Annotated in this window: 12 protein-coding genes; 6 read left to right on the forward strand and 6 right to left on the reverse strand. The window is 61.5% G+C overall.

Annotated elements, in window-relative coordinates:
• Positions 1 to 64 precede the first annotated feature (64 nt).
• Positions 65 to 1633 (forward strand): carboxylesterase/lipase family protein, encoded by a 1569-nt coding sequence (locus tag ACN50D_RS27740; RefSeq protein WP_003941288.1) that lies wholly within the window; start codon positions 65 to 67, stop codon positions 1631 to 1633.
• Here ACN50D_RS27740 and ACN50D_RS27745 read toward each other — a convergent pair.
• Together ACN50D_RS27745 and ACN50D_RS27750 are read right to left on the reverse strand one after the other, a co-directional pair.
• The gene (locus tag ACN50D_RS27745; RefSeq protein WP_039972654.1) at positions 1626 to 2852 is read right to left on the reverse strand and encodes an MFS transporter; all 1227 of its coding nucleotides are present in this window, start codon (positions 2850 to 2852) and stop codon (positions 1626 to 1628) included. The two genes, ACN50D_RS27740 and ACN50D_RS27745, sit on opposite strands and share 8 nt — an antisense overlap.
• A gap of 161 nt (positions 2853 to 3013) precedes the next feature.
• Positions 3014 to 3283, reverse strand: a complete 270-nt coding sequence (locus ACN50D_RS27750) for a GNAT family N-acetyltransferase (protein ID WP_007726096.1) — start codon at positions 3281 to 3283, stop codon at positions 3014 to 3016.
• 574 nt (positions 3284 to 3857) lie between these two features.
• Between ACN50D_RS27750 and ACN50D_RS27755 the strand changes: the two genes are divergently transcribed.
• Positions 3858 to 4184 carry a hypothetical protein gene (locus ACN50D_RS27755; protein WP_003941297.1) on the forward strand — a complete coding sequence of 109 codons (327 nt, stop codon included), beginning with the start codon at positions 3858 to 3860 and terminating at the stop codon, positions 4182 to 4184.
• Positions 4185 to 4241: 57 nt separating this feature from the next.
• On the opposite strand, the gene ACN50D_RS27760 is transcribed toward ACN50D_RS27755, so the two are convergent.
• Together ACN50D_RS27760 and ACN50D_RS27765 are read right to left on the reverse strand one after the other, a co-directional pair.
• Positions 4242 to 4865: a Type 1 glutamine amidotransferase-like domain-containing protein gene (locus ACN50D_RS27760; RefSeq protein WP_003941379.1), complete on the reverse strand. Its 624-nt coding sequence runs from the start codon at positions 4863 to 4865 to the stop codon at positions 4242 to 4244.
• A 34-nt stretch (positions 4866 to 4899) separates the two neighbouring features.
• Complete coding sequence (locus ACN50D_RS27765) at positions 4900 to 5718, reverse strand: maleylpyruvate isomerase family mycothiol-dependent enzyme (protein WP_003941328.1); 819 nt, start codon at positions 5716 to 5718, stop codon at positions 4900 to 4902.
• A 191-nt stretch (positions 5719 to 5909) separates the two neighbouring features.
• Between ACN50D_RS27765 and ACN50D_RS27770 the strand changes: the two genes are divergently transcribed.
• The 4 genes from ACN50D_RS27770 (at position 5910) to ACN50D_RS27785 (ending at position 10838) form a co-directional block, all read left to right on the forward strand.
• Entirely contained in the window at positions 5910 to 7448 is a 1539-nt protein-coding gene (locus ACN50D_RS27770; protein WP_042447907.1) for an AMP-binding protein, read from the forward strand.
• 527 nt (positions 7449 to 7975) lie between these two features.
• Entirely contained in the window at positions 7976 to 9085 is a 1110-nt protein-coding gene (locus ACN50D_RS27775) for a Re/Si-specific NAD(P)(+) transhydrogenase subunit alpha (RefSeq protein ID WP_212634090.1), read from the forward strand.
• Positions 9085 to 9408: an NAD(P) transhydrogenase subunit alpha gene (locus ACN50D_RS27780; protein ID WP_003941319.1), complete on the forward strand. Its 324-nt coding sequence runs from the start codon at positions 9085 to 9087 to the stop codon at positions 9406 to 9408. The genes ACN50D_RS27775 and ACN50D_RS27780 overlap by 1 nt, the downstream gene beginning before the upstream one ends.
• A complete protein-coding gene (locus ACN50D_RS27785) occupies positions 9408 to 10838 on the forward strand; it encodes an NAD(P)(+) transhydrogenase (Re/Si-specific) subunit beta (RefSeq protein WP_003941368.1) in 1431 nt (476 codons plus the stop codon). Before ACN50D_RS27780 ends, ACN50D_RS27785 begins: the two co-directional genes overlap by 1 nt.
• 389 nt (positions 10839 to 11227) lie before the next feature.
• Here ACN50D_RS27785 and ACN50D_RS27790 read toward each other — a convergent pair whose 3' ends face one another.
• Positions 11228 to 11881, reverse strand: a complete 654-nt coding sequence (locus ACN50D_RS27790) for a hypothetical protein (protein ID WP_007726101.1) — start codon at positions 11879 to 11881, stop codon at positions 11228 to 11230.
• A gap of 29 nt (positions 11882 to 11910) precedes the next feature.
• Positions 11911 to 13116 carry an MFS transporter gene (locus ACN50D_RS27795; protein ID WP_212634091.1) on the reverse strand — a complete coding sequence of 402 codons (1206 nt, stop codon included), beginning with the start codon at positions 13114 to 13116 and terminating at the stop codon, positions 11911 to 11913.
• Position 13117 lies beyond the last annotated feature (1 nt).

A 13117-nucleotide genomic window follows, 5' to 3' on the forward strand; every position in this document is an offset into this window, starting at 1 on the left:
CCCGTCCGAGATTGGTAGGTTTGGTCTTGATTGCCACACGCGCGGGTCGGGAGGGGATTCAGACATGGAGACCGACGTTCGACCAAATCTCGGCGAGGACGGAACTCTGGTGATCCGGGCGCGAGGCGGAGAAGCCCGCGGGTATCCGGATGGCGGTGTATTCGCGTGGAAGGGCATGCCCTACGCAGCGGCGCCGGTGGGTGAGCGGAGGTTCCGAGCGCCACAACCCGCACAGCCGTGGGACGGGGTGCGCGACTGTCGTGAGTTCGGGCCGATCGCGCCGCAAGGCCAGAGTCCGGCGGTTCCGATCGATCGGGCCTTCAAAATCGACGAGGACTGCCTGTCGATCAACGTCTGGGCCCCGCGACCCGACGCCACGCCGCGACCGGTGATGGTGTGGATTCACGGCGGCGCCTACTGCCTCGGGTCCGCCGCCCAAACGATCTACGACGGCCGTCATCTGGCTGAAACCGGTGACGTCGTTCTCGTCTCCTTCAACTATCGCGTCGGCGCACTCGGGTTCCTGGACTTGTCTGCATTTTCCACCGCGGATACCGTTTTCGAGTCGAACTGTGGTCTGCGAGACCAGATTGCGGCGCTCGAATGGATTCGAGACAACATCGACGCCTTCGGTGGTGACCCGAGTGCGGTGACCGTGTTCGGGGAGTCCTCCGGCGCAGGATCCATCACGACGCTCATGACCTGTCCGAGCGCCGAAGGTCTGTTCCATCGTGCGATTGCCCAGAGTCCGCCCGCGACCTCCGTCTACGGGGCCGAGCGCGCCAAGACCGTGGCGGAGCGGTTTCTCGAACTGCTCTCGATCGACCCCGAAGACGCAGGCGATCTGCTGACCACGGATCTGGAACTGCTCGTCAAGGCAAGCGATGATTTGGTCAACGAAATTCCGACCCGGATTCCGGGAACTTTGGCGATGGCACCCGTTGTCGATCGCGATCTGGTGCCGCACTACCCGGTTGCGGCTTTCCAGAAGGGTTACGCGCACCGAATCCCACTGATCATCGGTTCCAACAAGGACGAGGCGTCGATCTTCAAGTTCATGAAGTCTCCGCTGATGCCGGTGAGTGCGCAGTCCGTCGAGGCAATGCTCCAATTACTGGCCGACGATCACCCCGACATCTCCGCGACCAAACTTGCCGAGATCATGTCGGCTTACCCTGACCATGCGAAACCGAGTGGCGCGCTGGCACTGTCACGGGACGCTGCGTTTCGCATGCCGACCCTCTGGATCGCAGACGCGCACTGCAGGCATTCCCCTACATGGGTCTACCGCTTCGATCACGCGACGCCGATGCTCAAGGCGGCGCGGATCGGCGCGGGCCACGCGACCGAATTACCTTATGTATTCGGCAATTTCGGAACCCTGAACGTCGACCCCACGTTCTGGCTCGGCGGTCGGAAGGCCGCGATGGAGGTGGCCGGCCGTATCCAACGGCGATGGTTGGCCTTCGCCAGGCATGCCGTGCCGGCGGCCCTCGACGGCTCGAAGCACTGGGCGCCGTACGAGGAAGAGAAGCGGTCGACGCTGTTGATCGACTCCGCCGACACCCTCGTCAGCGACCCCGATCACGGATTGCGCGTCGCCTGGGGCAACGACGTGATGGGGTTCAACTGACGTCGGTCGAGTGCCGCGGACGATCCAGTTCGCGAAGCACCGGCAGAGAGGCACAGACTGCGGCGATCAGGATGATCGGAATCGACAGGGCCACAAAGGTCGACGCGATTCCGAGTTGATCGAGCAGCGGGCCGACCGCGAGGTAGCCGAGCGGGCCTGCGGCGTAGGCCGTCGACGTCATGACACCGACGACGCGTCCACGCATGTGCTCCGGGCTGTGCGTCTGCATGGCGTAGTTGGCGATCGGGCCGACTGGTCCGTAGACGAGGCCCTGCAGTCCGGCAAGTACGAGGATCACCCACAGTGGAGGTAGGAGCGCCATGGCCAGCATCGCTATGCCGAGAACGGCGACGGCAAAAATCATGATCAGCCGCCGGGACATGATCGGCGCCAGTGGGGCGTAGGCGAGAGAGCCGATGATGCCGCCGATCGCCAAGGCCATCAACACCGATCCGAGTTGGGCCGGTTGATCCAACTCTGTGAAGTACACCGGGAACACGACACTCTCCACAGGCATGTAGAGCGCGACGACTGCCATGTCGATCAGCGCCAGGGTGCGCAGCAGTTTGTTGTTCCAGACGAACCGAAGACCGTCGAGTGTGCCGTGCCAGATCGATTTCGGACGGTGTTCGTGTTCGGGCACTCCGGCGCCGGGAAGCCGGATGAAGGCGACCACGACTATCGAGAACACAAAACCTGCCGCCGTGACCCAGAGCGTGTTCACCGCTCCGATCGTTGCGATGAGGACACCGCCGATGCCAGGGCCGATCAGATACGCGACGTTGAAGTTGGCCTCGTACACACTGTTGGTTCGATCGAGCTTCCACTTGGCGGTCCGAGTCGCTGCAGGCAGCATGGACTCCCTCGCCGCCATTCCGGCGGGGTCGAACACGGCGCCGAGTGCGGCCAACGCCGCGATCACCGGGATCGTCAAGCCCGCGGTGGCCGCGATGATCGGAATCGCTGCAACGGACATCGCGGAGAGAGCGTCGGAAATCATCGACGTTCGACGGCGTCCGAACTTGTCGACGAATGTCCCCGAAAACAGGCTCGACACGAGTAGCGGAATGGCTGCTGCGCCGGCAACTATCGCCGCGTCGGTAGCCTTACCGGTTCGTTCGAGGACCAGCCAGGGGAGCACGACGATGGCGATACCGTTGCCGATCGCCGAGAACAGCGTCGCGAGATTGACCAGTACGAGAGGGAGATAGCTGGGGATAGCTACGTCCGTGGACGCAGGTGGACGCCGATCTGCTGAGGCGACCACGTTCTTTCCTTCCCCGAGATGGTGCCGCCCAGGATTTCGACGACGGCACCATCGACGCTAGCAGCGGGGTCTGCAGGTTCGCGACTGGTTTTTCGCCGGCCGTTCTCGTTCGGTTATGCCTGGTAGACGGGGTTCTCCGCAACAAACTTCTCGACGTACGAGCACGTCGGAAGGATCTTCAATCCCTCGTTCCGGGTCTGATCGAGCGCTTCACGCACCACGATGGCGGCAAGCCCGCGCCCACGAAACTGCGGATAGGTCACCGTGTGGTGGAAATCACGGACGCCGGAATGGTCCGAGTACTCGGCGAAACCGGCGAGTTCGCCGTCGACTCGGATCTCGAAACGCGTTTCCGCGGGATTGTGCGCCACTGTCTCGGTCATCTTCGGGCTCCGTTTCGAAAGGGCGGCCGGTTGCGCCGCGCCGCGTCTGCGTTCTCTGGAGCACGCTACCTGGCAGGCCGTCCGCAATATCGGTTGCCGACGTGGGATCCGTTACTTAGCGCAACTACAACTGGACGACCGTTCAAGGGACCTTCGTCGCCATGGAGAACGAACAAAACTGGTCTGTACGTGCCGATTTGCCCGTACTTTTGTGCCCACAACGGGTGATACATATGCATCACGATCGTAACTATCCCAATATGTGGGACCGGTCACAAAGTTTTTTGTCGTCTGTTCGGATGGATTAAGTGGAGGGCCTGAAACGGGCAAATTGCAGGTCAGCGGCGCGCTGGTTGCGTGTCGATGATGGGTGCGAGTGGCCGGAAACCCCAGGGGTATTGCGTTGGTCATCAGATCGTTTCTCGGACGTGATCCCAAAGACCCGCTCGGGGGGTTAGCGTTTGAATCGTCGGGGATAGAAGAAGCGTTACAACTTCGCCAAAAAAACTTTGGCGTCGCTGCTCAACGGTTCGATTTCGAGTCTTCGTCGGACAACTTCGAGGAAGGAACGCACATGATTTTCGGGCAGCGTGAGTCGAACAGTTACTTTGCCGCAATTTTTTCGTACGACTTCCTTGACGAAGGTCTGGGATACGAGACCATCGCACGGATTCACCGAGGCGAGATCTGCGAATGGATTCGTGATCTCGAGGCTTCCGGGTTGTTCTCGGCTGCGGAAGTCCATGCCGCTGAACTGGCATGGCGCGAAAATCCACGCCTGCTCCTCGACGCCCTTCTCGAGGACGCTGACGAGGTCTCTGTCAAGCGCTGGGAGATCGCGTGGACGAGGCTCGAGCGTCAGTCGCCGGCAGCCGGAACCGCGGTGGCAGAGCACGGCTGATCCGGTCGGGCCGAGTCGATTGCTCAGTCTGCGTCAAGATCAACCGTCTGCGTTACATCAACGGTCGACGAGTATCACCTCGTAATCGGTGAGCACGGTGAATTGCACGCCCGCCGTGGTCAGGGCCGCAACCGTCCGCGCAGTCACCTGTGGATCTTCGAGTAGCGAATCGCCGCCGTGCGGCACTATCGCGAAGTCGATCAGCGCGAGCCCGGACCAGATCGGGTCGATACCGCACGTTGGCATGACTTCAGCGGGGTCGTCCGACGCGTCCAGCCCGATCAGAGTCGGAGTCGCCAGGCACGCTCCGGCGCTGTATCCCGCATAGGCCACGACGCCTGAACGAACCAGCATCTCGATGACCCTGTCAGCGCCACTTCGAGCTAGCTGAGCTCGCAGGACGAACGTGTTTCCGCCGCGAACCCACAGGCAGTCGAAATCGCGGAGCCGGAGTTCCAGTGCTTCCGGTGCACCCAGGAAGTCTCGGACATCCACTTCCTCTGCGGTGAAGCCGGCTGCCCGTAGTGGAGTCAGTTCGCTGGTGACTGCTGAACTGCGGGCATTGACGGGCCACGAATCTGCAGCCGCGGCGATGACTGCGATGCGAGCGCCGCGGCCTACGAGATCGACAAAGGCCTCGCGGTGGTCGCCGAATCGGTAGGACGAGAGAAACAGTTTCACTTCTCAGTACCTTCGCGACCTACCCACCCAGCCCTCAAATCGTGAACGCCAGATTGTCGACGACGCGTGTGCCCACCGTGGTGTCACCGCGAAGCGAGATGTCGGTTCGGTGATCCGACGCGTGGACGCGGCCACCGGCAATTCGGGTGAAGAGTGGTGAGCTCATCGAGATGGTTGTGGTCGCCGGACCGTCCAGCTCCGGGACGAGTGTTGCTCGCGCGTCGACCGAGACGTGAAGTGAACGGGCAAGTGGCCCTTCGAGTTCGAAAGTGATCCGTGCTCCCTCTGGCGCCTTTCCTCGTTTTCCGACGACGAATCCGAGCGCGCTGGTGATTTCGCCGAATGCAGTCTCCGCGCGCAATCCGCCTTCCTCACCCGGAATGCCAACTGCATCTCTGATGTCGAGTTCGTGCATCCAACAGTCGAAGGTCCGAATACGCATGAACCGGCCATAGGGCGCAAGACCGACCGGTGTTTGTGTCTCGGCGTCCCAGTCCGCGCTGGTCATCGAGCGCAGCGCTTCGGTTCGTTCGGCGGTGATCTCACGATATCGGGTCAGCAGGTCCGAGTGCGGTGTCCGCCGCAGGCCTTCGACCCAGCGCTCGTTGAACGCCGCAATCTCGTTGTGGACGTGGGGCAATGCGTGCACGTCCAGATTGATCGACGGCGGATTGATGCCCGAGAGCAGTGATTCCGTACCGATCAGATGGGACACGATGTCGTGAACCGTCCACCCCGGAAGGTTCGACGGTGCCAACCACTGATCGCCGTCGAGTTCGGCCAGCAGTGCGTCGATGACTCTCCATTCCTCGGTCAATGCGTCGACTACTGAGTCCTGGGGCCAACCACTCATGTGGACATCTCCTGTTTCGGACGGTGCGGTTCTCCTCACTGTATGTCCCGGCGGATAAGTGAGCGGGCATTCCCATGCTTCGAGTCGGTGTCGCCAAACCTCCGAGGGTGGCAGAGTTCCTGTGGTAGACCAGGGTTGTCGACGCCGAATCAGGCTCACGCGGCGTTGTCGTCACCGACAGAGGAGTCTTCGTGTTTCCAGGAAATTTTGTCCAGTCCACACCGGACAAGCCCGCCGTCATTCGCCCTGCGACGGGTGAGTCCATCACCTATCGGGAACTCGACGAACGGTCGACGCAGTTGGCGCGATACTTCCGAAGTGTCGGTGCCAAGCCTGGGGACCACGTCGCTCTCATCTCGAACAACGATCTCCGGGCGTTCGAGGTGTACTGGGCAGCGTTGAGATCCGGCCTCTACATCACCGCGGTGAACTGGCATCTCACGGCTGCGGAGGCTGCCTACATCGTCGACGACTGCGAGGCGACAATTCTGGTGGCGTCGGGGCAGGCGTCCGCAGCAGTTCCGTTGGACGAGAAGCTGATTCCACGCGTGCGGCACCGATTGGTGTACGGCGGCGCCCTCGAGGGCTTCGACGACTACGAAGACGCGGTCGATGCGCAGTCCACTGCTCCACTCGACTCGCAGCCGCGTGGGGCTGACATGCTGTATTCGTCGGGAACGACCGGCAGGCCGAAGGGGATCAAAGGAGATCTCCCGGAGGGTGAGGTGAACACCACCATGGATCCGTACACCGCGGTGTTCGCACCGATGTACGGGTTCGATTCCGACACAGTCTATTTGTGCCCGGCTCCGGTCTATCACGCGGCGCCCCTGCGTTTTTGCGGCGTGATCAATTCGGTCGGCGGAACCGTGATCTTGATGGATGCATTCGAAGCCGAAACCGCGCTGGAGTTGATCGGTAAATACGCTGTGACGCACAGTCAGTGGGTACCGACGATGTTCGTTCGAATGTTGAAACTTCCGAAGGAGACCCGTGATCGTTACGACGTCTCGACGGTGAAGGTCGCCATTCACGCTGCTGCTCCCTGCCCGCCCGAAGTGAAGACGGCAATGATCGACTGGTGGGGGCCGGTGATCTACGAGTACTACGCCTCGACCGAGGGTTCGGGCGCTACCTTCATCAACAGTGAGCAGGCCTTGTCGCATCCGGGTTCCGTCGGGCGTGACGGAGTGATGGGGATCGTGCACATCTGTGACGACGCCGGGCGCGATCTTCCGGTCGGCGAGATCGGTACCGTGTTCTGGGAGCGGGAGACTTTGCCGTTCCGGTACCACAATGATCCCGAGAAAACGGCTGCCGCGCAGCATCCGGATCATCCGACGTGGACGACGAGTGGAGATATCGGCTATATCGACTCCGAGCGTTTCCTTTATCTGACCGACCGCGCCGCGTTCACGATTATCTCCGGTGGTGTGAATATCTACCCACAGGAGTCCGAGAACATCCTTACTTTGCACCCGAAGGTGTTCGACGTGGCGGTCATCGGTGTTCCCGACGAGGAAATGGGTGAGCAGGTCAAGGCGGTTGTCCAACTAGCGGAGGGAATCGAGCCTGGTGCCCATGTCGCCGAGGAATTGCTGGAATACGTTCGCAGTCAGGTCGCACATTTCAAAGCTCCGAGAAGCATTGACTTTGCCGACGAATTGCCTAGGACCGCTACAGGAAAGCTCGTCAAGCACAAGTTGCGGTCTCAATATGTGAGCAATTGATGCTCTAGTGAAATACTAGGACATCAGAGTAATTCTGCGAGATAGTCGGCAAGGACCTGCGCGTGACCGTACGGCAGGTCCTTGCTTGCTGTCAGTAGAACAACGGGTCGAGCATCCGAGGACGGTGCGAGGCGTACTGCAGGTTTTCGCGTTTGAGGCCGCGTGGCCGGAGTCGGTCTACGCGGAGTCGGACGGCGTTACATTCGGAAGCCGGTTCGTAAACTCGCTCGACGGTGATTATTCGGCGCGTCATTCTGATGCCTTTACGTCTTTCGGCCGTTTCAAATAGTGGAATAGTCCGCCATTCCGGTGTGATCGGCCTCACAGTAGGCTTCTTCAGGTATGTCCAAACATACTGTTCGGACTCGATTCAGATGGAGAAAGTGCGTCGTCGGTTTCCCTACGCCGCGTTAACTCTGGCTACTATCAGTCACCATTCACCCAAAAGCGGGTCATCTTCCGCTCATCACATGCTGGTTGCCGCTCGTCGCAGCAGGCGAACCACCAACCGCAGAAGGTAATGGAAAATGGAAACATCGAAGAGCGCACAAGTGCGTCCGTCGGTCGGCGTCCCTCGAGAATCGAGTGATGGTGAGCGTCGGGTCGCATTGGTGCCGAAAATTGTGTCCGCTTTGATCGGCAAGGGTGTCGACGTGGTCGTCGAGTCCGGGGCCGGTCTCGGGGCGTTGATTCCCGACGAGTTGTACACCGCTGCCGGCGCGAAGATCGGCGATCCGTGGACTGCTGACGTGGTCGTCAAGGTTGCGCCTCCGTCGACAGAAGAGATCACCCGGATCAGTACCGGCGCGAAGCTCATCGGTTTCCTGAATCCGCGTAATGCGGACAACCGCATCGCCGAGTTGAAGGCCGCCGGCATCGAGGGATACGCCGTGGAGGCGATTCCTCGTATCTCCCGCGCGCAGGTGATGGACGCGTTGTCCTCGCAGGCGAACGTGTCCGGGTACAAGGCTGTTCTGTTGGCAGCATCGGAGTCGACGCGGTTCTTCCCGATGCTCACCACCGCTGCGGGCACGGTGAAGCCTGCGACGGTTCTGGTCCTCGGAGTGGGTGTGGCAGGTCTGCAGGCGCTGGCGACAGCCAAGCGTCTCGGTGGCCGCGCTACCGGGTACGACGTGCGTCCTGAGGTCGCCGACCAGGTGCGTTCGGTGGGTGCACAGTGGCTCGACCTCGGAATCGATGCGGCGGGCGAGGGTGGATACGCCCGCGAGTTGACCGACGACGAGCGAGCGAAGCAGCAGCAGGCACTCGAAGATGCGATCAAGGGCTTCGACGTTGTGATCACCACAGCTCTGGTTCCGGGTCGTCCCGCGCCGCGCCTGGTGACCGCTGCCGCGGTCGAAGGCATGAAGCCGGGCAGTGTCGTGGTCGACCTCGCGGGTGAAACCGGTGGTAACTGCGAGCTGACCGAGCCGGGTCAAACCGTCGTCAAGCACGGCGTGACCATTTGCTCTCCGCTGAATTTGCCGGCGTCCATGCCGGAGCATGCGTCCGAGTTGTACTCGAAGAACATTTCCGCGCTGATCGAACTCATGTTGGTGGAAGGTGCCTTGGCGCCTGATTTCTCCGACGAGGTTCTGGCCGGTGCGTGCGTCACCCGTGAAGAGAAGGGCGCCTGATGTACACATCACTACTGGCGAACATCGCGATCCTGGTGTTGTCCGGGTTCGTCGGTTTCGCTGTGATCTCCAAAGTTCCGAACACCCTGCACACCCCGTTGATGTCCGGTACGAACGCCATCCACGGCATCGTCGTCCTGGGCGCGTTGGTCGTCCTGGGCAAGGTGCACGATCCCTCGATCGGGCTGCAGATCATCTTGTTCGTCGCGCTCGTCTTCGGAACCGTGAACGTTGTCGGTGGTTTTGTCGTCACGGACCGCATGTTGGCGATGTTCAAGGCCAAGCCGGCCGCCAAGTCTGTGTCGAAGGATGGTGACCAGTAATGGAATACCTGGTCAATGCGCTCTACATTGTCGCGTTCTCGATGTTCATCTACGGCCTCATGGGTCTTACCGGCCCGAAGACCGCAGTCCGCGGCAACCAGATCGCCGCGGTCGGCATGCTCATCGCCGTCGTTGCAACTCTGATCTCCATTCGTGATGCGGAGATGGGGAACTGGATCCTCATCGCTGCCGGCCTTGTCATCGGTGTCGTGCTCGGCGTTCCGCCGGCGCTCCGGACGAAGATGACGGCCATGCCGCAGTTGGTGGCACTGTTCAACGGTGTCGGCGGCGGCACGGTCGCGTTGATCGCGTACGCGGAGTTCCTGGACTCGGACGGTTTCACCGCATTCCAGCACGGCGAGTCGCCGACGGTACACATCGTCATCGCGTCGCTCTTTGCCGCGGTGATCGGATCGATCTCCTTCTGGGGCAGCGTGATCGCGTTTCTGAAGCTGCAGGAAACTCTGCCTGGTCGTCCGATCGGAATCGGCAAGCTCCAGCAGCCGCTCAATGCTCTGCTGCTCATTGCCGCCGTCGCGTTCTCGGTGATCATCGGTATCAAGGCGATCTCACCGGAAGGCCCGACCAGCTCACTGTGGATCGTCGGCGTGCTCGTGCTCTCGGGCATCCTCGGACTGATGGTCGTGCTGCCCATCGGCGGCGCGGACATGCCCGTCGTCATCTCGCTGCTCAACGCTCTGACCGGTTTGTCAGCTGCTGCTGCAGGTTTGGCGCTCAACAACCAGGCGATGATCGTCGCCGGCATGATCGTCGGTGCTTCGGGCACCATCTTGACCAACCTCATGGCCAAGGCCATGAACCGGTCCATCCCGGCCATCGTTGCCGGCGGCTTCGGTGGTGGTGGCGGTGAAGCCGCATCCTCCGACGGTGTCGTGCGCACGGCAAAGGCGACCTCGGCCGCCGACGCGGCCATCCAGATGGCCTACGCCAACCAGGTCATCGTCGTACCCGGATACGGACTTGCCGTCGCGCAGGCTCAGCATGCCGTCAAGGACATGGCGAAACTGCTCGAGTCGAAGGGCGTCGAGGTCAAGTACGCCATTCACCCGGTCGCCGGCCGTATGCCCGGTCACATGAACGTTCTTCTCGCAGAGGCGGATGTCTCGTACGACGCGATGAAGGAAATGGACGACATCAACGACGAGTTCTCTCGTACCGATGTCACCTTGGTGATCGGTGCGAACGACGTCACCAACCCGGCGGCGCGCAACGATCCGAGCTCACCGATTCACGGAATGCCGATCCTCAACGTCGACCAGTCGAAGTCCGTCATCGTGCTCAAGCGCTCGATGAACTCCGGTTTCGCCGGTATCGAGAACCCGCTCTTCTTCGCCGAGGGCACCTCGATGCTCTTCGGTGACGCCAAGAAGTCGGTCTCCGAAGTAACCGAGGAACTCAAGGCGCTCTAGCGCTGGTACTCGGAAGGGGCGTCCACTCGCAGCTGCGAGTGGACGCCTTTTTTCGTGGCCGTGTGTTGCAAAGATGTCGTGTGTTGCAACGACTTCTTGTGCTGAAACGACTTCTTGAAACGACAAAGGCGCCTGGTCCGAGACGAAACTCGGAACAGGCGCCTCTGGCGACGTTTTACGGAACCTCGGGGGTTTCGGGGTCGGAAGAGAAGCCGGAAAGTAGTTCGATCAACTTCTGGATCAGTTCGAGCGGGTTCAGATCTTCGAGGCTCACGGTAAAGACTCCTTCGCTGTGGAACTACTTGATTCGGACATTTCAGAACATACGTCATGTCCAACCGTGGCGGGAGAGCTATCGGCGAAAATCTCTGAATCCCAAAGATTTAGGACTAAAGTCGGATGCTCCGGTGCCTGGAGAACGCGATGGCTGCCGTATCCGGGCGTAGCTCTTCACGTTTCGCGGCGATGGGCGATCGTGCCATCAAAATGGCTGCGGCACAGGCCCATACCAGGGTGATCAGAATGCCAGCTATCACTCCGAAAAGGCCGCTCAGCTCGGCGGCGAGCGCGCTGGCACCGATCGCAGCAACTCCGACGAATCCGAGCCCGGCGACCACCGGACGCCACTGCGGGGCGGAGATCAAGATCGCCGAGCAGTACAGCGCGGTCGCCGCTGCGACGTGACCGCTGGGCAATAGGTCCTGGGGCACATCGGGGAGCCAGGAACCGAATGCCGCGTTGGTGAGATTGGCGCCCATTCCGAGGAGCAGGATCGCGCCGATGCCGTATGGCAGTCCGCGGACCATCGAGACGACGGCCAGAGCGGTAGTGGCTGCGAGTACAGCGGTGACGTCGAATCGGCCTACCGTCCATTCGGCAAGTGCGCGCACCTGTTCCGGGACGCTCAAACCGGGCGAGGTGGGTCGCACGAAATACAAGACGCCCAGCGCTACGACGGCGATCGCGGCAAGGACGAGGAAGCGAGTGGTTGTGGAGGGAGCGGGGTGCTGGGTGGAGGTCGAGACGGTCACGAGTACCAGCATCCCTGTTGAGTCTGTGCCGATCGTGAGGATCAGCTGTGAGGTCTGTAGGCGGTCGGAGAATCGCGCCGAACGACACCCGCACAACCCGCTGCGACCAGGACGCATGCAAACGGGATCAACATTGCTGTGGTGAGAGGCACAAGCTTGGTGACCCAGCCGATGGTTGCCGGACCGGCGAGGAATCCGATGTATCCCATGCCGACGACGCGAGACATGTTGGTGCCGGCCGAACCTGAGCCCAGATTTCCGGCCGTGGTGAAGATCTGCGGAATGCATCCCGACAGGCCGGCGCCGAACAGGGCCCAACCGAGCAACGTCAGTGGTAGCCAGCCGGATACCACGACGGTCAGCATTCCGATGGACGACAGCAACGCACCGTAGCGAACCACTGCCACCGGGCCTACCGCCGCGCTGATCCGATCCGCGGTGAACCGGCCGACGGTCATCATGGCGGAGAATGCGCCGAACGACAGTGCGGCAACGGCATTCGAAACACCGAGATCTTCCTTGACCTGCAGCGCGCTCCAGTCGTTTGCCACTCCCTCGGCCAGCATCAGAACAAAGGCGAGGGTTCCGAGGGCAAGTACGCGAGCCGAGAATCTGCCGTGTGTCTTTCCGGTAGTCGACGCGGTTTCGGCATGCACGTCGACGTGAGGGAGAAGGGGTCGCGAGCACAACCAGACTGCCAGCAAGCCGATTGCCGACGCGATGCTGAGCGTGACGTACGGCGGAAGATCCAGTGCGAGAGTGCCGAATCCGATGACAGAGCCCAATACGCCACCGACCGAGAACATGCCGTGAAAGGCCGCCATGATCGGGCGCCGGTACAACTGTTCGGCCTCGACGGCCTGCGAGTTCATCGACACGTCCAACGCGCCGTTCGCGAAGCCGAACACGACAAGTGCAGCGCCCAGTTGCCAGGTGTTCGTGGCAAACCCCGGGCCGAGAGTGGCGGATGCCAGCCCGCTACCCGCCAGGACGACCATGCGTCTGCTGCCGTATCGATCTGCGAGCGGGCCGCTCAACTGCATGCCGGCAATGGCTCCGACTGCAAGAAGGAGAAGAAGTGAGCCGAGCGTCGAGTGACTGATCCCCACTCGGTGTTCGATGGACGGGATGTGGACGACCCACATCGCGAGGAGAAATCCGTTGATGCCGAAAATGCCGAAGATGCCGGCGCGGGCGCGCACCAGGGCGGAGGTGGGGACTGCGCGGTCGGTGGGGTTGACGCTCACT

Origin of the sequence: Rhodococcus sp. SB1D, assembly GCF_048573875.1 — a bacterium.
Taxonomy (GTDB): domain Bacteria; phylum Actinomycetota; class Actinomycetes; order Mycobacteriales; family Mycobacteriaceae; genus Rhodococcus_F; species Rhodococcus_F qingshengii.